Below are 24,457 nucleotides of genomic sequence, written 5' to 3' on the forward strand. Positions count from 1 at the left end.
CTCGGCTGACGGCGCACCGTTGTAATGCGGCCCCGCTATCGCTCCACTGGATCAAGCGCGTGCTTCGAAGATTAGGTTGAAGGGCGTCTCGGTTGCCCGCCGGAAGCGCTTGAAGCCTGCCTCAGTTGCGACCTGCCGTAGTCTGCGTTCGCCCGCCTGAGCTCCAAGTCCGAGCCCAACTTCCTGGGAAAGCGACGCAGGCGTGCAAATGAAGGTCGAGGCGTGATAGTAAACGCGGCCCACCGGGTTAAGGTTGTCTTTCAGGTCGTCACAAGCAAACGGCTCGACGATCATCCACGCCCCGTCAATTGCCAACGTTTCCTTTACATGTTTGCCGGCGCCAACGGGATCACCCATGTCATGCAGGCAATCGAAGAATGCCACGAGGTCATAATCTTGCCCCGGAAAATCCTTGGCGCTTGCCTGTGCGAAGGTGATGCGGTCGCCAACGCCCGCTTCTTGCGCCAGGAGTTTTGCGCGCTCGATTGAAGGCTTGTGATAGTCGAAGGCGAAGAACTCAGAATTCGGATAAGCCTGTGCCATCACGATCGTTGAAGCGCCGTGGCCGCACCCTACGTCCGCGACTTTTGCGCCGGCCTTCAGTTTCGCCTCGACGCCGTCAAGCGCGGGAATCCAATTCGGTACCAGATTGGCATTGTAACCGGGCCTGAAGAAGCGTTCGGTGCCCGAGAACAGACACTTTGAATGCTCATGCCAGCCAACCCCTTTGCCCGTCCGGAATGCTTCGGCGACCTTGGCTTCGTCGAGATAAGTGGATTGCACCACGTCGAAGGCACCGGCGAAGAACGCAGGCGATCCTTCTTCGGCAAACGCCATAGCCTGCTCTGGCGAGAGCGAAAATGTATCGTTCTCAGAATCATAGTCGATATATCCGGACGCAGCTTGACCGGACAGCCATTCGCGCACATATCGCTCGTGTAGATCGGTCTTCTTCGCCAGTTCGGATGGAGTAGTCGGCTTGCCCTGTGCCATTGCTTTGTAGAGCCCAAGGCGGTCGCCCAGCAGTATACTTGCGCCGCCAAGCGCGATGCCGAGGTCTCCGACCAGTTTCCCGACGAGCGCGTTCAATCTTTCAGGATTTGGTTCACGCATTGCAGCCTCCTTTGGTTGTCGCGAGTGCGCACTGTCTTTCAGACATTCCACTAATCGACGGGGCCAACTCGATTGCGCCGGCCGCCCGCGATCGAGGCAAAGGCCGGTATGATGGCCGCAAAGGTCTGCCGGAGGCGACCCGGCGAGCGATCAAACGTCAGGTTATCGAGTAGCGCCGGGCACATTTGAGTCCGTCGGACCCAGAAAAACGGCGGTTGGGAGCCTCAGATTAGTCGAAATACCAAATAGAAGGTTCAGCGCTTCGAGGTCGTCGGCTTGTCAATCCAGGACGTTCGAGGGGCATGTGCGTCGTTTCGAGCGTACGCGGCACGTCCGAACTGACGGTCATCGCTCCCCGGTCACCACACCGACGGCGGGTTCATCGCCGAAATCTTGTTGGTTCGTAGGGTAACCAGATGGCTCCCCTTGAACGGATGCCCGGTCCGCCGCGAGCAATCCTTGCAGCGCATGTACCGCTCCAGCCGCAGCGCCGCATCGAGCAAATCCCCCATGGCCAAACCGCTCAAGCGATTCCAAGCGCTGGCGTGGCGGCGGCTTTGTTCGAAGCGTAACGGGCGTGCTATTAGCTGTCGATTGGGCCGATGTCCGCAGCGGGGGTCAAACCCGCCGGCGGCCGTCAGTCCGACCGCTATGCTAGAATTTGAGGCTCCAGGAGAAGGGAGGGCGACATGCCAAAGGGCTATTTTCTGAGTGAAGTCGACGTTGCAAACACAGAAGCTTACGAAGCTTATCGCACGCGAGTGCTTCCGACCGTCGAAAAGTTTGGCGGACGCTTTCTGGTACGAGGTGGCCAGCCCCAGGCGATCGAGGGCGGAGGATTCGCCAACCGTGTCATCGTCATCGAGTTTGACAGTCCAGAACAAGTGATGGCTTGGTATAATTGCTCCGAATATCAGGCGATTGTGCCGATCCGGCATGCCAACGCGATAACGCGTGCGGCCTGTCTGATAGGGGCCTGATCCGGAGAGGCCGTCGCTCAGTTGGGTCATCTGAGGCGTCGTTTTGCATGCGGGCGGTCCAGGCTTGGCAGGCTATGGCGTCGGCCTCTCTGCGCGCATCCGTGGCCCGTTCGGCGAGGTGCCGGACGGTAGCGCCGAATAGATGCTCGCGTGATTTGGTGCCCATGTGCCGACTAACGCGGGCGTCCGCCGGCTGCGCAAATCGTCCAGATATTGGGGGAGCGGATGATCTCGGGCCACTTGAGGTGGCATTCGGATCATCAGTAGTTCTCTAGACAGTGTTGGTTACGCGATCATGCCCGCGCGAGCTAAGGGCACCACCATGGATATTGGAGATTGGCTGAGGAGCCTTGGTCTCGGACAGTATGAGGCTGCCTTCCGCGAGAACGAAATAAACGAACAGGTCCTTCCAAGACTCACGCAGGAGAACTTGAAGGAGATTGGTGTTGGCCCTGTCGGCCATCGCCGCATCCTCCTCGAGGCTATCACTGCGCTGCGCGAAGAAAGTAGACCCTCCAATGCAGCGGCGGCGTCGGGCTCCGGCAAGCGTGATCCCGGTGTGGATGCCCCAAATGCAGACATCAAGGTTGCATTCGATGGCTCGATGGAGCCGTCTTCTGCATCGAAGGCAGCGCGGACAGGGAATTCATCCAATTGGCGAGTTGCTGGCGGCCGGTAGTGAGATCGCCAAGCCCGCGTTTACGCGCAACATCAAGAGCCACGGCGAGAATCAACTGGGCCATGTTTGGCGCTCCTAGGATCACCGGGTCGGCCATTCGTCCCTCAAATACATCGGCCATGCGTTGGGCTCGGGCTACCTCATGCGCCAAAGTAGTCGGCGAACGCTCGCCTGCGGGTCGAGCCATTTCACGTACCCACACGCAGATCCCTTCGCACATGTTGCGCGCCGCGAACTCAAGCCGTTGGTAAGCCCAGTCCGTTTGGCGGCGGGGGTCGTGAAAACGAGGCTTACCGTCCAGGTTGTCAAGATAGGCACAGATGAGTTGGCTATCCTCCATGCCAACGCCTGAATCATCGATAAGATACGGTACGCGCCCAGATGGATTGACTTGATAGTAAGGACTGTCAACGGCACGCGTTTTTGCCGCGATGATCTCTACGCGATCCTCAAGCGCCTTTTCCAGCACGAGAATGCGTGCCAGCCGCGCGTAGGGTGAGGTGAACGTGACATACAGCTTCATCGAAAACTCTGGCATGAAGGCCGAGGGTCCCTACCTGAAGAAATCGATCCTATCAGTGCATGAGCGACCCAGCCATCACTTCCGAGGCGTTATGGGTCAAGGCGATGCGATGCCCTGAACGCCGGATACCGCTACCTCGAGGTCAATTGTGTTGGCTGCGAGACCTACCAAACCGTCGCTCTCGACATCGCACGCCGACCGAAGTGGACGCCGGTTCACGAGCTGGAGCGCTATAATGCGGCAAACGACAACTCCCGCGAAAGCTCGACAGCATTCCGTATTGCTCCGGCGCTCATCGCGACCGTTGCGTATTCCCGGTCCGATGCGCCAACGCCATCAGTATTTGCTTGGCTTCCATTGATTTAGATCAATCGCCGAATATCCTGACAAACTTACTGGCAAAAGGCTTGTTCAGGTCTTTGGAGGAAACATGAAATACATGCTCGAGTACACTGTACGCACAGCAGGTCTTTCCCATGACCAAAACTTTGCCGGGTCGCAGTCTCTTCTCACCGCGTTCAGTAGATGGAAGCCAGACGAAGAGAAGGGTTTGACGATCCACGCCTTCGTCGCAAACTTGAGCGGACGGGGTGGTTATGTCTTGGTAGAAGCCAACGATCCCAAGATCATTACCACGTTTGTTTCGAAGTACAACTTCTGGAATGACATCAGTGTTGTTCCTGTCATCGATATTGGCGAGTCGGTGCCGATAATCGCGAGTTCGCTCGCGTGGGCGCAGAGTGCGTCCAAGAGCTGATACGACGCGCCCCGATAAGGTAATCGGGGCGCCTTTTTCTGATCCTGCCAAGGGCGTGATAACATGAGTAAGGTCCTTTCATAGCCGTTTCCGTCGTGACAGGCGCCTGCCGAATGTCTGGTGTAGGGGGTGAACCGGACTGTCACGGTTGCAGGTTCTGTGCTTCCGAGTGTGACCTTGTCCTCCGTTCAGCGATCTGGAATCGCGAAGGTCCAATCATTCGGCTATTGTCTGAAGAACGAGTTTATCGCGTTCCGGCAAGATAGCGAGGACGTGCCATGGTGCCTGAGATTCGCTATGCGAAAAGTGGCGGAGTTCACATCGCCTACCAAGTCTTTGGAAGTGGTCCTGTTGATTTAGTCATCATCCCTGGCTTCATCTCGAATATTGAACACTATTGGGACTGGCCCGAAGCAGCCAACTGGCTGAGCTATTTGGCAGGCCGCGCACGAGTCATAATATTCGATAAGCGCGGTACGGGTCTTTCTGATCGGCTCGGCCAGTTACCCAGCCTTGAACAGCGCATGGAAGATGCACGAGCCGTGATGGATGCCGTGGGAGTGCGGCGTGCGGCCGTCATGGGTTTTTCCGAGGGCGGATCGCTGGCCGTGCTCCTTGCCGCGGTTCATCCCGAGCGCTGTTCGGCGCTCGTCCTCTACGGTGCTTTTGCACGATTTTCGGACTGGTTCCCGACCAAGCAGAAGTTTGAGGCGTTCCTTAACTACGTCGAGACCTCATGGGGGACCGGCGAGAGCTTCGCAGCGTTTGCCCCCTCGAAAAAAGACAACGTTGAATTCAAGAAGTGGTGGGGGCGGTGGGAAAGGCTGGGCGGCAGTCCATCCGCTGTGGCGAGCCTGATGCGGTTGAACAGCGGCATCAACATTGACGGCATCCTTCCAACGCTTCGCGTCCCTACTCTCGTGCTGCACCGAACTGAGGATCCGACCGTCAGCATCCAGGCCGGACGGTTCTTGGCGAAGAACGTTCCGCACGCGGCTCTGGTCGAGTTGGAAGGGGCCGACCATATGTGCTGGTTCGGGGAAAATGCGATGCAGATTGCCGATACGATCCTCGATTTCATCGTGACGCCGGGCGGCGACACGCGAAACACCGTGAGTTCGAGGCGAGTCCTGGCGACTATCCTATTCACGGATATTGTCGGCTCAACCGAGCGCGCCCATAAGCTCGGCGACAGAAGTTGGCGGGAGCTGCTCCAAGCTCATGATGCAACCGTCCGGCGGGAGATCCTGCGGTTTCGCGGTAACGAAGTGAAATCGACTGGCGACGGGTTCCTGGCCGAGTTCGACGGTCCGGCGCGCGCCATCCGTTGTGCCGTGGCGATCACGGAAGCGATGGCACCCCTTGGCATTCATGTCCGGGCGGGACTGCATGCTGGAGAAGTGGAGCGCAGCGATACTGACGTGCATGGGATCGCCGTTCATCTTGCCGCGCGCATCATGGATACGGCACCCCCAGGCGGAGTTGTTGTCTCCCGAACCGTGAAGGACCTGATAGCCGGATCAGGCATCGAACTCGAAGCGGCCGGCGAGCACATTCTGAAGGGATTGCAAGAGAAGTGGGAGCTCTTCAGAGTGAAGTCCGTAGCGTAGCGCGCCAACTGCCCAAGCGTAACGCTTGTCGCACGAGAAGGGAGACTACCCATGTGGCAGCCGGACGGATGGGGTTGGCAGGCGCGAATAGGCCTGCTGACTCCGCACGCAGACATTTGTCCGGAGTCCGAATTCCGCGCTATGGCGCCGGAAGGCGTCTCGATTCATGCAACGCGGGTGCTACTCGGCGTCTACTCTCCAGGTGGCATCATGGATCCAACGATTGCAGCTGGTCCTGTACGCGCTTTCGCCGATCCGCCGGAGGTTGACGATGCAGCCGAGCTGCTGGCGGCGGCCCCGTTGGATGCAATTGTCTACGGCTTTACCAGTAGCAGCTATGTGCGGGGCGCGGCCGACGATGCCGTCCTGATGCGCCGCCTGGAAACACGCACGCGCGGTGTTCCCGTGGTCGTACCGTGTGCAGCTGCTGCCGAGGCGCTGACTGTGCTGGGTGTCAAGGCGCTCGCCCTGATCAACCCCCCCTGGTTCTCTGCAGAGCTGAGCGGGCAAGGCGCCAGTTACTTTGAAGGGCTGGGATTTGAGGTCGTTTATCACGGCCCCGCCGGGCTGCCATCAAATCAGCAGGCGATTGAACCTGCCGAAGTTTATGAATGGGTCAGACGGCATACGCCGGTGAATGCTGACGCGGTATTCATTGGAGGTAATGGATTTCGCGCTGTGGCGACCATTCACGCTCTGGAACGGGACCTTTCGCGGCCCGTGTTGACGGCAAATCAGGTGGCATTTTGGCATGCCCTGCGCGTTTCGAAAAAGCGTATCACCGTCACCGGCTACGGCAGAATTTTCGATTCGCAACGGTGACCAGCGCAAGAGCGATCCAACATCTTCAGTTTCAAGGGATTAACCGGCCGCGCTGCAAGCCCGGGCGGAAGGGGGGATCGAACAGAGCGTTCGTTGCGACCAAGACGGTCGAGCAGCAAAGCAGCCCTGGCAACCGGTGTCCTTGCCTTCGAGTGTGCCTTCAGCTCCTTGACGTCGTTCTTAGTCCATTACCGCCGTTTGACGCGTTTTTTCGTTACTGTCTTTGCCATCATGGCTCCTCTTGGTTAGGGGCGGCCAATCGATCATTGCGCGTTTGTGCCGCAGCGGCATCAAGCGCAAACGCCGTGGAGGATCGGAGTGACCATTCGCTCCCGTTGGCTCGCAGTGCCCAATGGGTGATGCTACCAAAATCGCGGCTCAGCACTCATGCCTCCGTCGCTGCTTCCGGGATCCTTGCCGTGTCCGCAGTGTCGTTCATGTCGCTGCTTCTCGCCGGCGGATCCTGGGCATAAATCAGTTGCCGAAGTTCACCACAGGTGCCAGATTTTGCTGCTGTATCGAATGTGTCGATAGGACAGAGAGCAGGCCGTCAATTACCGCATTGTCCAAAATGACATATAGCTTCAGCACCGGTGCATCCGGCCGCATCGGAGGCTGTTGCGCTATCTAAAACCCCGCCACGCTAAGGAAGCCCGCGTATGAGCACCACACGGCCCACCATCATCTACACGCTGACCGATGAAGCCCCGGCGCTCGCGACGGTAGCGTTCTTGCCGATCGTGCGGGTATTCGCGACGGCGGCCGGGATCAACGTTGCTACCAGCGATATCTCGGTAGCAGCTAGGATCCTCGGTGAATTTCCCGAATTCCTGACCGAAGAGCAGCGTGTGCCTGACAACCTGGCCGAGTTGGGCCGGCTGACGCTGTTACCCGGCACCAACATTATCAAACTGCCAAATATCAGCGCTTCGGTGGCGCAGTTGATGGCGGCGATCAAGGAGCTCAAGGGTAAGGGGTACAATATCCCGGACTATCCCGAGAACCCCACGTCGGACGAACAGAAGGCGATCCGAGCACGTTACGCCAAATGCACCGGCAGCGCAGTAAACCCGGTGCTGCGCGAGGGCAATTCCGATCGCCGCGCGCCGCTGGCGGTGAAGAACTATGCGCGCAAGAATCCGCACACCATGGCCGAATGGAGCCAAGCCTCGCGTTCACACGTCTCGCACATGCACCATGGCGACTTTTACCACGGCGAAAAATCCATGACGCTGGACAAGGCGCGCGACGTGAAGATGGAGCTGATTACCAACAGTGGAAAGACGGTTGTGCTCAAGCCCAAGGTGACGTTGCAAGAGCGCGAGGTGATCGATTCGATGTTCATGAGCAAGAAGGTGCTCCTGGAATTCTACGAGCAACAGATTGAGGACGCGCACAAGACTGGTGTGATGTTCTCGCTGCACGTGAAGGCCACCATGATGAAGGTGTCTCATCCAATTGTGTTCGGCCACTGCGTGAAGATCTTCTATCGCGATGCCTTCGCCAAGCACGGCCAATTGTTCGACGAGATAGGGGTGAACGTCAACAACGGTATGGTCGACTTGTACAACAAGATCGCGAGCCTGCCAGAGAGCAAGCAGGACGAGATCAAGCGCGACCTGCATGCGTGCCATGAGCATCGGCCTGAGCTTGCGATGGTCGACTCGACCAAGGGCATCACCAACTTCCATTCGCCCAATGACGTCATCGTCGACGCATCCATGCCGGCCATGATCCGCAATGGCGGCAAGATGTGGGGGGCCGACGGGCGCCTGAAGGACGTCAAGGCCGTGATGCCGGAAAGCACCTTTGCCCGCATCTATCAAGAGATGATCAACTTCTGTAAATGGCACGGCGCGTTCGATCCGAAGACCATGGGCACCGTGCCCAACGTTGGTTTGATGGCTCAGCAGGCCGAGGAATACGGCTCGCACGACAAGACGTTTGAGATCCCCGAGGACGGCGTGGCCAACATCAGCGATCTTGCCACCGGCGAAGTGCTGCTCAGCCAGAACGTCGAACAGGGGGACATCTGGCGGATGTGCCAGGTCAAGGACGCGGCGATCCGGGACTGGGTCAAGCTCGCCGTCAACCGTGCCCGCAACTCCGGTATGCCGGTCCTGTTCTGGCTCGACCCGTATCGTCCGCACGAGGCGCAGCTCATCACGAAGGTCAAGATGTACCTGCATGAGCACGACACCACCGGCCTCGACATCCAGATCATGAGCCAGGTGCGCGCCATGCGCTATACGCTGGAGCGCGTCATTCGCGGCCTCGACACGATCAGTGCCACCGGCAACATCCTGCGCGACTATCTGACGGACCTGTTCCCCATCATGGAGCTGGGCACCTCGGCCAAGATGCTGTCCATCGTGCCGCTAATGGCGGGCGGTGGCATGTATGAAACCGGCGCTGGCGGCTCTGCACCCAAGCACGTGCAGCAACTGGCCGAGGAGAACCACCTCCGTTGGGATTCGCTGGGTGAATTTTTGGCGTTGGCCGTCTCCCTCGAAGACCTTGGCCTGAAGACCAGCAATCAGAAGGCGAAGCTGTTGGCCAGGACGCTCGATGCCGCGACAGGCAAGCTGCTGGACAACAGGAAGTCGCCATCGCCGCGGACTGGCGAATTGGACAATCGGGGCAGCCAGTTCTACCTGGCGATGTACTGGGCTCAGGAGCTTGCTAGTCAGTCGGAGGATCCGGCCCTGCAGGCGCTGTTCGGTCCGCTGGCTGAGACGCTCGCCCGCAACGAAGAGAAGATTGTCGCTGAACTTGCGGCCGTCCAGGCCAACCCCGTGGACATCGGCGGCTATTACCTGCCCGATCCAGCGAAATGCGAGGCGGTGATGCGCCCAAGCGCTACGTTCAACGCAACACTGACGCGAATGGGAGGCTCATAGGGCGCTGCGGGGGGCACCGCGGGCCTGGCCAGCGGTCGGCGAGCCATCCGATGACGAGGCAACCGCTGAACGCGCCTAGATTGAGCATGACGACCGACTGAACCGCGTCCTCGATTGTGAGCCAGGCTCGTGCCGCGACGATCGGGATCCAGTTCAGTTTGGGCGGGATGGCCGCGGCCGGTCATCCGGGTCGACAAGACGATCGCGTGCGGGACTGACACAAGCAAAAGGCGGAGCGCGGGCCTCGGCCCTGCGTTCACGCCATGGGCTGAGGCTTCTGCGCCGCTTCCTCGGCTTTGACTGATACGGCAGGTTGTTCACCCTGGCTTTTGGGCCCATGCCTTTCAGGCGCCGCCCGCAGAACCGGCTGCACGCGCCTGGCAGCCCACCGCTGTTCGCACTTCCTTTCGATGTCCAGAGGGACAATAGACATGACCCGACCTCCGGGTTCGCGGTCCTGCCCGATGTGGCCGGGTTAACGCTTCGCGGACGTTAAAGCTCCCAAACGGTCGATTGGAAAACACAAAATTCAACGCGACCGTGGCCCGCATTCTACGTGCGATAGACGGGACCGGCTGGGCCTGTGAGGCCAAGCGTCGTGGGTGTGGAAGACTTGCGGTCCCTAAGCGGGACCGTCGCCTTTGCGTCTCGCTGCGGTGCGCTCCTTGATATACCTCACGACCATTCGCGCCCGCCAATTATGACCTTAAACTTCGATCGCTTTTTGCGCACGACCTCGTCTCTTGCCTTTACGGCGATTGCGCTTGCTAGCCGCCAGGCTTCGTCCTCGGATAACCCGTAGTACATTGCTCGCTCAACAAGGTCGCGAGCGGCCTTTATGCAGTCGTCGATTTGAGCTTCCGTAGCTTTGGTCACTGCTTCGCTCTCGGTGGTGCCAATCAAATTGTGCGGCTCCACATGCCGGGCGTAGCGCCCGAGCCGATTCTCCGGCGTTTCTTTTGGCACTTATCCTCCGCCGATGCTTTTCTCAAACAAATGGACCGCAAAAGATCCTGGGCGAGACCGCCGCTTGCTCTGCGGGCGGAGCGGCGGTCCCTTATCGGGCGATACGCTTGGTCGAGGTTGGAGGGCTACGGCCAAGTCCGCACGACTGCCGAGCACGCTAAAGCTGAAATTTGTCCGGGAGGAAGGCAATATCGGAGCAGAGGCTCTGGCCCGTTGTGGGTAGCTCATGGGGTGAGTAGAACGAATTCCGAGTTTCCTAAATGCTCCCATCACTGCCGAGGCTTGCCAGGCTTCGATGGCTGAGAAACCGAGCCTGCGTCGGCCTGCATATTGAGGGCATCCGTCAACGCCTGCTTTACCTGTTCAGCCTGCTCTCTCGTGAGATTTTGGGCGAAGCGGCCATCTTTTTTTAGCTGCGCGGGACCCTTGCGCTCTCGATCATAAACCATCCAGTCGGTGCTTCCCCTCCGAACGAGAAACCTGGCCGGCGGAGGTGCTTTGCTGCTCAACGATAGATCCCCGGGTTGGTCATGTCTCAAAAAGGCACTGCCTAGCGACGTTTATCCTGAACTGGGACACCGATATCTCCAGCAGCAAGTCAACTGCACTACTCATGCCAGCGGCGAGACATGGGATCGCCACCTGTGATGCGGCTCTCCTTATGGGGTGATTTCTGTTGATGGGTATGCGCGAGATGGTCGAGGACTTAGATCGTTCCGCTGACCACCAGTGCGGTCGCGACGATCGAAAACAGGGCACGCATCGCAGTGGATCTCACTTCTTCGCCTTTGGTCAGGACGCTCATGCCGCGCAGATCCTTCACGGTGCCGTCCCAATTTGGACACTGATAGATGCGAACCCGGACATTCGCGGCGGTGTGGTGAAACGGCCTCGGCATGGCCCCGCTGGGGCCGTTTCCTTTTGCGTGAGACACCCACCCTGACATGCGTATGTGAATGTGCGCGATCGATCTCGGGGCGGAATCTGTGATCATGTTAAGTCAGCATCGCACGGACGGCGTAGAGCGCGCCTGCATTGTCTTCGCAGCGGCGTCCTTTGTTGCGCTCATTGTCTGCATGAGCCGGCTTTTCACGACGTAGGCACGGAGAAAGAAATTGCTCTTGGGGTCTAGACCTCAGATTTGATCCGTTCCTCCCGCAGCCCCAGCACCGGTCCCCCGCGCTGGGGCCGCTTTCAATTGGGTGCTGAGTACACGGCAACGCCGCCCGCTCGAAACGCACGCGGACGGCGTTGGCCCTAGCCCCAGGAAGGTCGTGGCAAAATCCTGGCCGCGAAGCGTAGCACCGCAGGCTGACACCAACCTTTCATAACCTTTCACGGACTGTGACAGAGCATACGATCGAGAATTGAAAGACGCTTTGGCCTTCTGGACGCAATCAACGTTGAAAACTCTCCATGCACAACCTGTTATCGCCTGTCTCGCATGCAGGTGCGGCGAAGCCAGAGCGCGATATCATCGCGCGCGCTTGATCTTTGCACTCGATCGATAGCGTCAGATCGGCGTGAGATCACGCGGCATCAAGGTTTTGCGGCGTTATTGAATCTGGCCCTTCGAGAGGCTCCACGGTCAGATCGCCAAAGATTGAGCGCGAAGCCGGCCGCCGCCGCGCGTCCAGCCTTTGCTGCCATAAGGTGTGCCCCCGGAACAGCGAGCCGTGCAGGTGGTACGCAAGGAGAAACAGGCCGATTACTATGCTGCCGCTAAGGTAGGACAGGTCCATGTCCAGACAGTGCCGCTGGATCTCGGTTCCGGCAAATCACCAACTCGTAGATTTTCGCGCGCAACTTGGCGATTACGGAGTAGACCGTAAGTCGGGATCTTCCCCCGGCCGCCATCACCTGATCAACGCAACCCTGTGTATAACGGGGATTATGGGGACAGCGCTTTTTCGGACCTCAGTTCGCCCAGATGATCGCTCGACAGTCAGGGCAGCGATACTTTCATTTTTTTGTATTTACCGACCCAGTGCCAATCTCTGATTTTGCGGGTGCAGCATGGACCAGTTGAATCGTTTGAACGGCGTAGAGTGCGCGTTCCTGTCCTGCGCAGCGGCCTCCTTTATCGCACTCATCCTCAGTGTGAGTTTGCTGCTGGGTGCGTGAAGCGAACCGTTGTGCGTATTTTTCCGGCGGGCGGCGGTTTGTTGTCGGCATCCATCTGGGCCACTTGAGCAGACTGACAAAAATGGCGTGTTCTCAAATGGTTAGATCGTTTGTATTTGATAATACGATCTGAGGGCGTAGCTTTAGGTGGCGCGAGGATCACGCGTCATGTCACTGGCTGCTTACAGTCACGTTACGGGAGGGGCATGCCCCAGGATCGCGCCGCAATCCATCCACGCGCAGATTATGGTTCAGTCTGAGGACCCGTCCCGCCGGTTAGATCGCCGCACAAGCCCAGCGAGTCCCACCGAAACCCACACCACGCCACCCGCTATGAGCAGATAGGCAGAGATTTCGGCCGGACTCATTTTTTTGCCTTCAACCCGATCTCGACCAGCCTACGCAAACTTATCGCGCCGAAGTAGGCAAGCGACCCCAGCAACCACTATTCGGGGTGAGGAGGCCGTTGCGGGGGCCACCCGCCAGGCCCGGTTTGGACGCGGGCCAAGTGCGCCGGCTACCAGACAAAAAGCGCGAAGCCGACAAGGACGACCGGGCTGAACCCGAGCAACACGATGCAAACGCTCTCAAGTAGGTCACTGCCCATGACACAACTCCTGCGTTGGAGTTGAAGTCTACGCTCGGTGGAACCTGGCAGGCTAGTGCAGACTGACCTTCAGCAATAATAAAAAATGCCGGTCCAACAAAACGCCACCGGCGTAGATCAAAAAAAGACGGCCTCAGCGCGTCACAGCACCGAGGCCGTTAGACGTGGGGTGCTCTGTCGCTCCAAATGGAAGCCGGTTGACAGAGCAACGTTTAGTACCAGTCCAGGCTTACATGCACCTTACAGTCTACTGCCCGCCCTGAATGGTGGTGAGCGTTGCGGAGTTGCCGTTGGCGGTGATGCGATTGTTCATATAGGACAACGCCTGCTCGCCGCTGTTGCTGACACCGATCTGGTTACTCTTGATATGATCCATTGCACTTTCCAGCGACAGTTTTCAGGAGGCTTCAATGAAATTGCGTGTTAGCCTTTGCGTTGTTTCCTTTCTCTCGAGCACCGGACTAGCGATTGCCGAACCGATCGGTAGGTACGAATGCAGCATTGTCGGACAAGTGAACCAACAACCTGTCGGGGATAAAGAAGGGCACCGGTTAGTCGACCTACTATCCTCTTGCGTTGGTGTGGACGGTCTCTTTAAGGGGGCAACCTACAGCGCTTCCTCGGTAAGCGAATGGGACGGAATGAAAGGAACGTATGTGGGAGGAACCGGCGTCGTGCGTTCACCCGGCGGTCTCGCAGTCAACCAAATCACTGAAGGCGTGGGATCCGTTGTGATGAAAGACGGCAAACCAGCTGGGAGCGAGGGGTCGGGCAAGGGGCTTTTCAAATTTGCTTCCGGTACACTTGCGGCGCTTTCAGGAAAGTCTGTTAGGTGGGAAGCCAGACCAATAGGCTTCAATCGATATAGCCTAGAAGTCACGACTGACAAATAGCGTAAAGCGGCACAGTAGCTCGTGAGACTGGTTTAAGCTTGGCGGCGTCGCGCGGCCACGCTGGCGGGATCTCGAGGGCTAAGCTCTAAGTTAAGTGGCGCGATACCCGTGCCACCGATCGGCCCTTTGCGAACTCGCGGCTGGAGGATCGAGCGGAGGTTGAAGCGAAACAGAACAAAGAGGCGGGCCTTACTCTTTTGCCCTGGCTAATTCGGCGACGCCTGAACGTTCGGCGGCCAAAAGATAGCGAAGGATAGGTCGCAGTTCTCGATTGCCGATTTACGCAACCGTAAGAGTTGCCCAGGCAGAGTTTCGGAACGGGACGGGCGGGTGTCTAGCCATTTGCATTGGTAAGGCCATCTCACATGAAACTCTGCGTTGCCTTCCTGAACGACGAATCTGCGGCGACCGCCATCGAATACGGCCTGATCGCAACCGGCATTGCCATCGCCATCATCGCCGCCGTGAACGGCGTCGGCGCGGCACTGAGCTCGACCTTCAGCTCGATCAGCACCTCGTTGAAATAGATCGACGGCGTGCCAGGGTGGGTCCATGCGGGGCCGCGGCGCTCGACTATTGAAATCTCTTATGGGTCCGAAAGTTGTTCACGGTCGGAGAACACCGGAGTGTCCCATTTGGGCCTTGTGCGTCTGGCACAAACTGCATGGTAGAGTCGCTCCCGTAGATGATCCGTAACCATACGGGTCAACGTCATGAACCTTGGCCCTTTTTGTGCGGACACAGAGGCGTCAGGATTTTTGCCACGACCTTCCTGGGGCTAGGGCCAGCGCCGTGCGCGTGTATTTCAAGCGGGTTGTGCGCAAAGGGGCAGCCATGGGCAACCTAATGTACGCGTGCATCGTGCTGCTGGGGCTGAGTCCTCTCGTCATTATCGGGATTATCATGTTCATGGAGTAAGGGCGCTCAGGGGCATTCACTGGGATCGTGATCGAGATACCCCCGCGATCCTCGTGCTCATCGCTCTGGTCATGCCTGCTCGGAACAACCTCCTCACATGGACGGCATCTCAAAAGTCAAGAAACAAGCACAGCGATCCGATTACGAGACAGGCGCCGACGAAGAGGACAAGGCAGAAAAGAAACGCCCGCCGCCGCGGTGGCTTGCGCTGTGACGACGGCTCCAGCTTTCCCGGGAAAACATGAAAGCGGAGTTGGTCGTTGCGGATGTTTTCGTGTTCAAGCATTTCGCGAATCCGCATTCGCCGCTCGTCGGTCCAGAATTCGTCGTTGTCGTCTTCCATCAGGCACCGCTAAGCGCCGGTCGGTCCGACAACTTCAGCCACGTCCCCAAAAGGAAGCGGCCCCGTGATGTGGGGGACAAGCGCGGGGCCGCAGGAGAGGTTAGTACTCCCTCGATCCTAGACCCTGGTTAGGCATTATCCCGGGCTCCTTCGGAGCACCGGAATCATACGGGCACAAGATCGATTTGGGGACATGAACCTTGGCCCAGTTCGTGCAAGAAAATACCCATCAGGATTTTGCCGTTTCCTCCTGGGGCTAGCTAACCGCCGTCCGCGATAGATTTAAGCGGACGGCGTTTTTGCTTTGACCAGATAGCGAACGGCCTCGACACGGAGGCGTAAGCGCATCGAGGCCTCTCTACCGACAAGTCTAGTGAGCACGGCGCGACGACGCCGCACTGTGCCAATTTGGTCCAGCGTATGTCCCTGAACAAGAAGCATTTGGGCCAATGCCTGCGCGACGTAAGGTCGCGTCGCGCACCGCGCGACCTGATCAGGAGACCGGAGAGACGGAGGCTCATCGAAATCCCATGCCGCCGATCGGCTCCTTGATGTCTCAATTGAAGTTTGGACGGATATCAGCGCCTCGCTAGCCGCAGACATTGGAGGCGGGATGGCAGGTCGCAAGAACCCAGCCGACCACAGTTGCTGGCGTTCTTGCCGTGCTCCGGTTTGCGAACGAGTTCGAGGACGCCGGAAACGAATGGCCCAATACAGACACGCTCGGACCCGACCGCTGGCACTACCAGTTCAGGGCAACAATCGCCGAGGCGATCGAAACCATCCTCAGCAAGCGTTCGGAGGGCTGAGCCATGGAGAAGATCACCACGCTGCCGGTTAAACGGCCCTGGGACAAGAAGTACGCCGAGGCGTATCGCGAAATGGAAGGCCCTCTCTGCGATTGCGTTCAGATGGCTCGGATTGCGGCGGACCTAATGAACGACACCGATAACGGTACGAACCCCAAGCTGGTCTTTGCCGTGTTTCACCTGCGAGACATGATGGAGAGCTTGGAGCAGCGGTATAGGGCAGACTTCGGCGAGGGCGGCACATGAAGCGCCGTCGGCGATCGCACCGGAAGCGCAACCGCCAGCGCTGGCGGCGCGTGCTCGCCGGCTGAGGCGGCAGGCAGGGCGCAGCGTCGCTAAGACTTGCGTTCATGGTGAGAGGAGCCGGCTGTGGGGGGCCTAGCCTTGCGCCAGCTCCTCTCCGGAAACGTGACCGTGCGGTATCCCCATCGGTCCCGTCCCACGAGAAGCCTGCGCCGATAGGGTTGCTGATTTGCTAAGGCGGCGGTGCCTTATCGACGAAGCCCCTCTGCTAAGATTGCGTTTAGCAATCGCGGCTACGATCAGGCCACCGGCCCCCAGGACCGGCCCGCGAGCGTTGAGTAAGAAAGGCCCCGGATTCAGCCCCGGGGCCTTTTCTTTACATGCCGCGAAACAATTTTCGGGCGGCCACGACATAGGACCGAAACAAACCGGTCCTAGCCTCCCACGATCCAGCGGTGGCTTCGTCTGCCCCGTCACTTCCCCGCTGGATTATTCAGGGCCTCGGCGCGCCCCCTGCGTCGGGGCCTTTTCTTTTACATGCGAGGAGGGCCCGGCAGCGTCAAGACGGCGTTCAGCAATCGCAGTTAAAGTCCTTGACATCAGGCATTCTTCCAGCCCCTGCCTGAGCGTTGGTAAGGAAGGCCCCGGCCAAGCCCCGGGGCCTTTCTATTTGCAGCGTCAGCGGGCGAGACGGTCGCGGTCATCCGGGTCGACACGACCGATGCATGGGGTGAGGCTTTCGGTCCCGTTCAGCCGTTCGAGACCGGCGTCGTGCGCGCTATCCACGTTCGCGACGGCCAAGCCGTCAAGGCGGGCGAGGTGTTGATCGAACTTGATCCCACCATGAATAAAGCCGAGCTTAAGCATTTTCAGAGTGATCTGATGAGTGCCGAGCTCGATGTGGCGCGGCTGAATGCCGCGCTGAGCGACGATCCACAAAGAACTTTCGCGGCACCGCCGGGGGCAAGCCCCGATGAGGTCGCAACGCAACGCCAGTTCCTCGATCGACAACTTGAAGAACAGCGTGCCAAATGCTCGTCGTTGGAGCGCCAGAGGGCACAAAAGGAGGCAGAATTTGCAACGGCGACAGCATCAATCAACAAGCTTGAGGCGATGCTTCCAATTCTTGATCAACGGGTCGAGATTCGTCGCGAACTCTATAACCACGAAATAGGCTCGAAGGTGAACTACCTTGAAGTCATGCAATCCTTTGTTGAGACTAAGCAGGAGCTGCTGGTCCAGCGAAGTCGGGCGGACGAAGCAAAGGCAGCGCTGGCGGCTCTCATCGAATCGGAGCAGCAGTCAAGAGCGGAATTCCAGCGAACTCTGTACGGAGAGCTGACTGAAGCTAAGCGAAAGGCGGCAGGGCTTCGCGAGGATGTGGTCAGGGCGACTCAAAGGACAGAACTGCGGTCCCTGATCTCGCCGGTCGATGGCGTTGTGCAGCAACTAGCCGTCCACTCTGTGGGGGGCGTGGTGACGGCTGCGCAGTCCTTGCTAGCGGTCGTTCCGGCCGACAGTGGCCTCGAAATTGAGGCGATGGTCAAGAACCGAGACATCGGGTTCCTGCATGTCAGGGCAGGGCGCCTCAATCAAGATCGATACGTTCGACTTTACTCGTTACGGACTCCTGCACGGGGAGGTCACCAGTCTGTCGCGAGACGAAATCATTAAGGATGATCCGCAGACGAAGGAGGATGGCAGGGTCGTCTCTGGTCCGAGCGGTGGAAGCGAACCCAAGGGGCAAGAGCTAATGTATGCTGCTCGGATTTCGCTCGACCGAACTGAAATGCAGATCGAAGAAAATCTGATCAAGCTCTCTCCGGGCATGGCGGTCACGGTTGAGATCAAGACTGGATCACGCTCGGTGATCAGTTATCTCCTGTCGCCGCTGTTCGCTATCGACACGAGAGCCTCAGAGAGCGCTGAACAACCGAGTCGAGCGGGGTGACTTGAGCGTCCGCGAACTTTAGGGAATGAACTTAAAAGAAGCAGAAACCCTGAATGCGATCGAAAGTAATGTCGGCTTTGACCCAAACCGGTAATTCCGGGGCCTCTGGACAGGCAGTCTCGCCAGGGGGATTATGCTCTGCAGCAGGCGAACTGGGGCGCCGTCATGGACGTCGAAAGTTGGCTACGGAGGCTGGGCCTCGACCAATATGAGGCGGCATTCCGCGAGAACGAGATTGACGAGACGGTCCTCTCAAAACTGACGGCAGAGGACCTTAAGGATCTCGGCGTCTCCATTGTCGGGCACCGCCGCAAACTCCTCGAAGCAATCGCTGCTCTGGGCGCCGATGGGGCCCGTAAACCTTCCTCCGTTGATGAAGCAAGTACATCTTCCCGGTCACGTCTGGGCACCGAGGACCGAGCCGAGCGCCGTCAGGTCACCGTGATGTTTTCGGACCTAGTCGGCTCCACGGCATTGTCCGGGCGCATGGACCCGGAGGATTTGCGCGAGGTCATTTCGGCCTATCAGAGCTGCGTCGCTGAGACGGTGCGTCGGTTCGGAGGCTTCGTCGCAAAATATATGGGCGACGGCGTTTTAATCTACTTCGGTTACCCCCAAGCTCACGAAGACGACGCAGAGCGCGCGGTGCGCGCTGGGCTCGAATTGGTTGCGGCGGTAAGTCGCCTAAACAGTCATGCACCATTACAAACCCGTGTCGGAGCCGCAACGGGTCTTGTAGTTGTCGGAGACCTGATTGGGTCGGGTGCTTCTCAGGAACAGGCAATTGTAGGCGAGACGCCAAACCTTGCTGCGCGATTGCAGGGCGTTGCGGAGCCTGACAGTGTCGTAATTGCGGACAGCACTCGAAGACTCATCGGCAATCTTTTTGAGCTTGCTGACCTTGGGACACAGGATCTCAAGGGTATCGTGGAGCCGGTCCGGGCTTGGGCAGCTGTTCGACCGAGTTCAGTCGAAAGCCGATTCGAGGCGCTGCACGCGAGCGGCATGACGGCACTTGTCGGACGGAAACAAGAAACCGACCTACTACTGCGGTGTTGGTCCAACGCAAAGGCGGGTAAAGGCCAACTGGTTTTGCTGTCCGGCGAGGCAGGCATCGGCAAATCTCGACTAACAGCGGCGCTCCTAGACCGTCTCACCAGCGAGCCGCACACGCGATTGCGGTATTTTTGTTCCCCCCAGCGCACCGACAGCGCTTTGTATCCAATCATCGGTCAGATGGAACGGGCTGCCGGATTGCAACGTGAGGACACCTTACCGGCGAAGCTTGATAAACTTGACGCTCTTCTTGCGCTGACCTCGACCTCTCGAGAAGACGTGCCCCTCCTTGCCGAGATGCTGTCACTGCCGAATGACGGGCGCTATCCAACGCTCGATCTGACGCCAGAGCAACGCCGCGAACGAACGCTTGAGGCTCTGACCAGCCAACTGACGCGATTGGCAAGCCAGCGTCCGGTGTTAATGATCTTCGAGGACGCGCATTGGATCGACCCAACGAGCCTAGAAACACTGACGCGACAGATACGTGAAATCAAAGCTGTTCCAGCTTTGCTGATTGTAACTTCCCGCCCCGAGTTCGTCGCTCCCTGGGTGAGGCAATCTCAAGTGACCAGCATAGTACTCAATCGTCTTGGAGAGCGCGATGCGGCCACTATCGTCGCAAGCCTCGCCGGTGAGAAAGAACTGCCGGCCGATGTGTTGGCGGAGATCGTGGACCGTACCGACGGTGTTCCTCTGTTTGTGGAGGAAATGACGAAGGCGGTGCTGGAAGCTCAAAGCGAAGGCGACGCACGCAAAACTGCGGCTGCCGTTCCATCGACCGCGGCTGTTCCCGCCAGCTTGCATGCCTCATTGATGGCGCGACTTGATCGGCTCGGTCCGGCCAAAGAGATAGCGCAGATCGGAGCAGTGATTGGGCGGGAGTTCTCCTACGCGCTGCTGGCTGCGGTGGTAAGTGAACCCGAGGCCGAGCTCTTGTCGACGTTGGAGCGACTCACTGCTGCTGGCCTGCTGCTGCAGCAAGGTGAGCCCCCGGGTGCAACATATCTGTTCAAGCATGCACTGATACAGGATGCTGCATACGGGACCTTGCTGCGCGGGCCGAGGCGCACGCTGCACGCGCGTATCGCCGAAACCTTCGAAAACCAATTTGCAGATATCGCCGAAACGCAGCCTGAACTTGTGGCCCGGCACTGCACCGAAGCTGGGCTGATCGAAAAGGCTGCCGGGCTGTGGGGGACGGCCGGACGGCGGTCGGTCGAACGCTCGGCACTTCTTGAGGCCGCAGAGCAGCTCACACGCGCTATCGCACAAATCAAAACCCTGCCCGCCACGCCGGCGCTGCGACGCGAAGCAATTAAGCTACAAGTGGCATTTGCGACCGTTCTGTTTCACGTCAGGGGCTATACAGCCCCCGAAACAATTGCGGCCTTTGAGCGCGCCGATGCCATGATCGAAGAAGCCGAAGCGTTAGGTGAGCGCTCGGAGGACGTGCTGCTTCGTTTCTCCGTTCTGTATGGGCAATGGACGGGCAACTTTACTTCAGGAAACCTGGAGCGCGCAGCCGCAATAGCAAAGCATTTCCTTGCGGTGGCGGAAAGACAACAACTTTCTGCAGCATTAGTAATGGCCCACCGCGTGATGGGGGGTAGCTACCTTTTTTTTGGAGAGTTGCAGACCGCCAAATCGCATCTCGATCAGGCCATTGCTCTTTACAGGCCTACGGAACACAGGGCGCTAGCAACCAGATTTGGTCAAGATATCGGGGTTGCTGCTCTGGCCTATCGCGCATACGCTCTTTGCCGCTTAGGCTATCCCGAACGCGCGCTCGCGGATACCGAACACGCTTTCCACTCTGCCCAAGACCTCGGCCAAACCGGTACCCTGGCGTATGCGCTATTGGAGGAGAGCTGGGTGAATTTCTTGTGCGGCAGGTTTGTGGTTGCTGAAGCACGAGCGCAGGAGCTATCTGACTTATCGCAAAAACATCGGTTGTCTTATTGGGGGACGTGGGGTCGGTTATTTCTCGGCTGGGTGTTTGCTGTAACCGGCAGGGGCGACGAGGCCGTCGAACTGATTTCCTCCAGTTTATCGGGGTTCGCCAGCGCGCGGACCACGCTATTTTCGCAATCCAGCCTCATCTGGCTAGCTCGTGCGCACGCATCGTGCGGCCGATTTGCCGACGCAGAAGACACCATCTCTCGAGCCGTCAGTTCCATAGAGGAGACCAATGAGAGATTGGATGAAGCCGAGATCCTTCGAACTGCCGGAGAGATCGCTAGAATGGGGCCGCTACCAGATGCAGTTAAAGCCGAGGCGTATTTCAATCGTGCACTGGCGGTAGCTTGTCAGCAGCAGGCAAGGTCATGGGAACTGCGTGCCGCGATGAGTATGGCGCGGCTATGGCGGGACCAGGCGAAGCCACAACGGGCTCTCGAATTGCTAGCTCCGGTTTACGGCTGGTTCACTGAAGGTTTTGAGTTGCCCGACCTCATGGAGGCCAAAGCGCTACTCAACGAGTTGCGGTGACCTTGAGCGGTCCTCGCGCAATGCGACGAGGGTCTAGGGAGACATTCACGGCCGATCTGGCGAAATTCAAGGAGCGACGTCATGAGCGAAGCCATCAAATTCATTCTCCCCGACGATAAACTTCCAAAGCATTGGTATAATATTCTCGCCGATCTGCCGCAACCACTGCCTCCAGTTCTCAATGCGGCAACTGGTAAGCCGGTCGGCGTGGAAGAACTCGCGCCTTTGTTTCCGCTGGAACTCATCCAGCAAGAAGTCTCAACCGAGCGCCATATCGAAATCCCCAGGCCGATTCTTGAGGTGTATAGATTGTGGCGTCCGACGCCGCTGCGACGCGCGCGATCACTCGAGCGGCTCCTAGGTACCCCGGCACGCATCTTCTACAAGGACGAAAGTGCGGCACCGACCGGCAGCTTCAAGCCCAACGAGGCAGTTGCCGAGGCTTTTTATATCCGCGAGGCAGGCGCCAAAAAGCTAGTAACGGTCACTGGTGCAGGGCAATGGGGATCGGCGATCGCGTTTGCCGGAGCGCTTTTCGGTCTTCAAGTCAAGGTTTTTATGGTCAGGGTTAGTTATGAGCAGAAGCCCTATCGGCGCGTGTTGATGGAAACTTATGGCGCAACGTGCATCCCCAGTCCCAGCAAAGAAACTGAGGCTGGCCGGCGCACGCTTGCAGCTGATCCAACTTCCTCCGGCAGCCTTGCCATCGCGGCGTCAGAAGCCATCGAACTTGCCGCAACAGATCCAGATGCGCAACTTGGGATGGGAAGCTTACTCAATTATCCGCTCTTGCATAATACGGTCATCGGGCTCGAGGCGCTGGAGCAGATGGAAATGGCGGGTTACTGGCCGGACGTCATAATCGGCTGTGTCGGCGGGGGATCTAATTTCACGGGACTGGCGGCGCCGTTTCTTGGCAAGATGCTTCGAGAGGGGCAAAAGGTGCGGGCTATAGCGGCCGAGCCTGCGGCTTGTCCATCGCTCACTCGTGGCCGGTACGCATACGATTTCCTTGACGCCGCTCACATGGGCCCAATGGCGAAGATGCATACCTTGGGGTCGAGTTTCATGCCGTCTGGAATCCACGCGGGTGGCCTCCGATTTCACGGAATGGCGCCATTGGTCAGTCATTTGAAAGAGATTGGAATTATCGAAGCAGTCGCCTTTCCACAGACGGGATGTTTCGAGGCCGGGATCATGTTCGCCCGTTGCGAAGGCATTTTACCAGGGCCTGAATCGAACCACGCGATACGAGCGGCCATCGACGAAGCGCTCAGGTGCAAGCAAGAGGGGACGGCGCGAACGATCCTGTTCAACCTCTCTGGGCATGGTAATTTCGACATGCAGGCCTACGCCGATTATCTCGCCGGCAAGGTTGATGATCGCGAACTCGACCAAAAGACCCTCGACGCCGCGTTTGCAAACTTGCCGAGCGTGCGGCCGCACAATGTGAAATAAGGGAGGGTGCCACCGCAAGCATCGTAGCAGACGAACTGTTTGCTACCGACCACAAGCTGCAAGGGATCCGACCTTGGGAGAATCGGGAGGGTGATACGTGGAAGTCGGGCAGCCGACCACCTTTTGAGTGGTCGTCAATGGCCGCCACGGCATCGATATTCTTCCCACACTTTTTGCTCTGTCAGTCATCGAAAAACGCTATATTGTGCTGCGCTGCATGAACCCGGAATTGGCCCTTTCCGACCGACCCCAACACCCGCCTGCATGTCGGCTACCAGGACGCGGGTGTAGTCGCGCCATGCCGGGCCTGAGCCTTGAGACGCTCCTGGGAGTGGGCGTCCAAGGTCCGCTGTCTGCAATGTCAAAGACCTGTTCGATTAACGATCACGCTCGCTGCGCTCGTCCGACGCAAACGATTGACCTGCCCACCAGCCCGCAAATTGCGTTCCGTTTTTCAGCGTGACCAACAGCCATTCACCTCGCGCCCGCGAAAACTTGTAGTCCCACGCGCTTGGGATGGAGTGAGCAGGGGTCAGGCCGGCGTGGTGGAGCGCCTTTCGAAAATAGTCGCGCTGGTTACAAATGCCCATTGCGGCACCTGAGACTCCTGGGATTGCTATGATCACCAAGATCCAGGCGCCCGCTTTGAAAGGTATGTTTTCGCTGTATTTGTAGACCACGTAGATGATCCAACCCCAGAGCGCAAAAGTTACTCCGCTTAGCGTGACGTAGGTGAGAAGTTGGTCTTTGCCGAGCCGACGAACTGATTTCGAATCGTCGGGAAAACGAAGCCCGGCACGATAAAGACCAGCGCTACGTAGATCTTTACCAAGCCTTCCACGAACTAACCTCATGCCCCGCTGATTCGTCTTTTCTCACGGGATAGCATGCGAGAGTCGACCGCACCAATCAACGCCGGCCAGTCGTGCGGCAACGCGCGTCACCTAACAACCCGTAAATGGCCGCTCGATCGAGCCCACAGTGCATCGCGGATGGGGAGCATTGATCGAGACAGCGGTGAGCAGCACGAACAAGCTAGCCAAAACGCAAATCGCTAAAGCGCGCATGGCACTTCTCCGTGTGTGCAAAATGCGTGCACACGGAGAATTGAAGGTTTGTCGGGAGAAGGTTCTTGGCCGTAAGTACTTGAATTTCTTTTGAGCGCGGAGGGACTCGAACTCTCGACCGCATGATTCAAAGTCATGGCCGCGCGTG

19 protein-coding genes and 1 pseudogene are annotated in these 24,457 nt (G+C 58.4%); 13 read left to right on the plus strand and 7 right to left on the minus strand.

From position 1 onward, the window contains the following. Nucleotides 1-51 precede the first annotated feature (51 nt). Nucleotides 52-1,113 (minus strand): class I SAM-dependent methyltransferase, encoded by a 1,062-nt coding sequence (locus JQ586_RS13225; protein WP_212395009.1) that lies wholly within the window; start codon nucleotides 1,111-1,113, stop codon nucleotides 52-54. 689 nt (nucleotides 1,114-1,802) lie between these two features. On the opposite strand from JQ586_RS13225, the gene JQ586_RS13230 reads away from it, so the two are divergent. Both JQ586_RS13230 and JQ586_RS41515 read left to right on the plus strand, forming a co-directional pair. Beyond that, nucleotides 1,803-2,093 (plus strand): DUF1330 domain-containing protein, encoded by a 291-nt coding sequence (locus JQ586_RS13230; protein ID WP_212395010.1) that lies wholly within the window; start codon nucleotides 1,803-1,805, stop codon nucleotides 2,091-2,093. Between the two features lie 322 nt (nucleotides 2,094-2,415). Next, on the plus strand, nucleotides 2,416-2,772 hold the full coding sequence (locus tag JQ586_RS41515; protein WP_212395011.1) for an SAM domain-containing protein: 357 nt from the start codon (nucleotides 2,416-2,418) through the stop codon (nucleotides 2,770-2,772). Here the strand turns inward: JQ586_RS41515 and JQ586_RS13240 are convergent. Next, nucleotides 2,675-3,295: a glutathione S-transferase family protein gene (locus tag JQ586_RS13240; protein WP_212395012.1), complete on the minus strand. Its 621-nt coding sequence runs from the start codon at nucleotides 3,293-3,295 to the stop codon at nucleotides 2,675-2,677. The two genes, JQ586_RS41515 and JQ586_RS13240, sit on opposite strands and share 98 nt — an antisense overlap. Before the next feature lie 430 nt (nucleotides 3,296-3,725). Between JQ586_RS13240 and JQ586_RS13245 the strand changes: the two genes are divergently transcribed. The 4 genes from JQ586_RS13245 to JQ586_RS13260 all read left to right on the plus strand — a co-directional run bounded on the left by JQ586_RS13245 (nucleotide 3,726) and on the right by JQ586_RS13260 (nucleotide 9,384). After that, entirely contained in the window at nucleotides 3,726-4,052 is a 327-nt protein-coding gene (locus tag JQ586_RS13245) for a DUF3303 domain-containing protein (protein WP_212395013.1), read from the plus strand. A gap of 278 nt (nucleotides 4,053-4,330) precedes the next feature. After that, the gene (locus JQ586_RS13250) at nucleotides 4,331-5,662 is read left to right on the plus strand and encodes an adenylate/guanylate cyclase domain-containing protein (protein WP_212395014.1); all 1,332 of its coding nucleotides are present in this window, start codon (nucleotides 4,331-4,333) and stop codon (nucleotides 5,660-5,662) included. Between the two features lie 51 nt (nucleotides 5,663-5,713). After that, nucleotides 5,714-6,484, plus strand: coding sequence for a hypothetical protein (locus JQ586_RS13255; protein WP_212395015.1), 771 nt, complete (start codon nucleotides 5,714-5,716; stop codon nucleotides 6,482-6,484). A 659-nt stretch (nucleotides 6,485-7,143) separates the two neighbouring features. Continuing rightward, nucleotides 7,144-9,384 carry an NADP-dependent isocitrate dehydrogenase gene (locus tag JQ586_RS13260; protein WP_212395016.1) on the plus strand — a complete coding sequence of 747 codons (2,241 nt, stop codon included), beginning with the start codon at nucleotides 7,144-7,146 and terminating at the stop codon, nucleotides 9,382-9,384. A 675-nt stretch (nucleotides 9,385-10,059) separates the two neighbouring features. Here JQ586_RS13260 and JQ586_RS13265 read toward each other — a convergent pair. The 3 genes from JQ586_RS13265 to JQ586_RS41120 form a co-directional block, all read right to left on the minus strand. Next, entirely contained in the window at nucleotides 10,060-10,350 is a 291-nt protein-coding gene (locus JQ586_RS13265) for a hypothetical protein (protein ID WP_212395017.1), read from the minus strand. A 269-nt stretch (nucleotides 10,351-10,619) separates the two neighbouring features. Continuing rightward, on the minus strand, nucleotides 10,620-10,859 hold the full coding sequence (locus JQ586_RS13270) for a hypothetical protein (RefSeq protein ID WP_249147543.1): 240 nt from the start codon (nucleotides 10,857-10,859) through the stop codon (nucleotides 10,620-10,622). Nucleotides 10,860-13,328: 2,469 nt separating this feature from the next. Then, nucleotides 13,329-13,457: a hypothetical protein gene (locus JQ586_RS41120; RefSeq protein ID WP_283815443.1), complete on the minus strand. Its 129-nt coding sequence runs from the start codon at nucleotides 13,455-13,457 to the stop codon at nucleotides 13,329-13,331. Between the two features lie 34 nt (nucleotides 13,458-13,491). Here JQ586_RS41120 and JQ586_RS13275 point away from each other — a divergent pair, with 34 nt between their 5' ends. Further along, entirely contained in the window at nucleotides 13,492-13,974 is a 483-nt protein-coding gene (locus JQ586_RS13275; RefSeq protein ID WP_212395018.1) for a hypothetical protein, read from the plus strand. Between the two features lie 365 nt (nucleotides 13,975-14,339). Continuing rightward, complete coding sequence (locus tag JQ586_RS13280; RefSeq protein WP_212395019.1) at nucleotides 14,340-14,501, plus strand: Flp family type IVb pilin; 162 nt, start codon at nucleotides 14,340-14,342, stop codon at nucleotides 14,499-14,501. Nucleotides 14,502-15,001: 500 nt separating this feature from the next. On the opposite strand, the gene JQ586_RS13285 is transcribed toward JQ586_RS13280, so the two are convergent. Next, a complete protein-coding gene (locus JQ586_RS13285) occupies nucleotides 15,002-15,235 on the minus strand; it encodes a hypothetical protein (protein WP_212395020.1) in 234 nt (77 codons plus the stop codon). A 662-nt stretch (nucleotides 15,236-15,897) separates the two neighbouring features. On the opposite strand from JQ586_RS13285, the gene JQ586_RS13290 reads away from it, so the two are divergent. From JQ586_RS13290 to JQ586_RS13310, 5 genes and pseudogenes are all read left to right on the plus strand, one after another. Next, nucleotides 15,898-16,044, plus strand: a complete 147-nt coding sequence (locus JQ586_RS13290) for a hypothetical protein (protein WP_212395021.1) — start codon at nucleotides 15,898-15,900, stop codon at nucleotides 16,042-16,044. Between the two features lie 3 nt (nucleotides 16,045-16,047). After that, entirely contained in the window at nucleotides 16,048-16,290 is a 243-nt protein-coding gene (locus JQ586_RS13295) for a hypothetical protein (RefSeq protein WP_212395022.1), read from the plus strand. A 699-nt stretch (nucleotides 16,291-16,989) separates the two neighbouring features. Further along, nucleotides 16,990-18,181, plus strand: a pseudogene (locus tag JQ586_RS13300) (hypothetical protein); the annotation flags it as partial. A gap of 222 nt (nucleotides 18,182-18,403) precedes the next feature. Continuing rightward, a complete protein-coding gene (locus JQ586_RS13305) occupies nucleotides 18,404-21,784 on the plus strand; it encodes an AAA family ATPase (protein ID WP_212395023.1) in 3,381 nt (1,126 codons plus the stop codon). Between the two features lie 81 nt (nucleotides 21,785-21,865). Beyond that, nucleotides 21,866-23,242, plus strand: coding sequence for a TrpB-like pyridoxal phosphate-dependent enzyme (locus JQ586_RS13310; RefSeq protein ID WP_212395024.1), 1,377 nt, complete (start codon nucleotides 21,866-21,868; stop codon nucleotides 23,240-23,242). A 377-nt stretch (nucleotides 23,243-23,619) separates the two neighbouring features. On the opposite strand, the gene JQ586_RS13315 is transcribed toward JQ586_RS13310, so the two are convergent. Beyond that, entirely contained in the window at nucleotides 23,620-24,096 is a 477-nt protein-coding gene (locus JQ586_RS13315) for a DUF6338 family protein (protein WP_212395025.1), read from the minus strand. Nucleotides 24,097-24,457 lie beyond the last annotated feature (361 nt).

The sequence above is a fragment of the Bradyrhizobium jicamae genome (genome assembly GCF_018130215.1).
Lineage (GTDB): Bacteria > Pseudomonadota > Alphaproteobacteria > Rhizobiales > Xanthobacteraceae > Bradyrhizobium > Bradyrhizobium jicamae_A.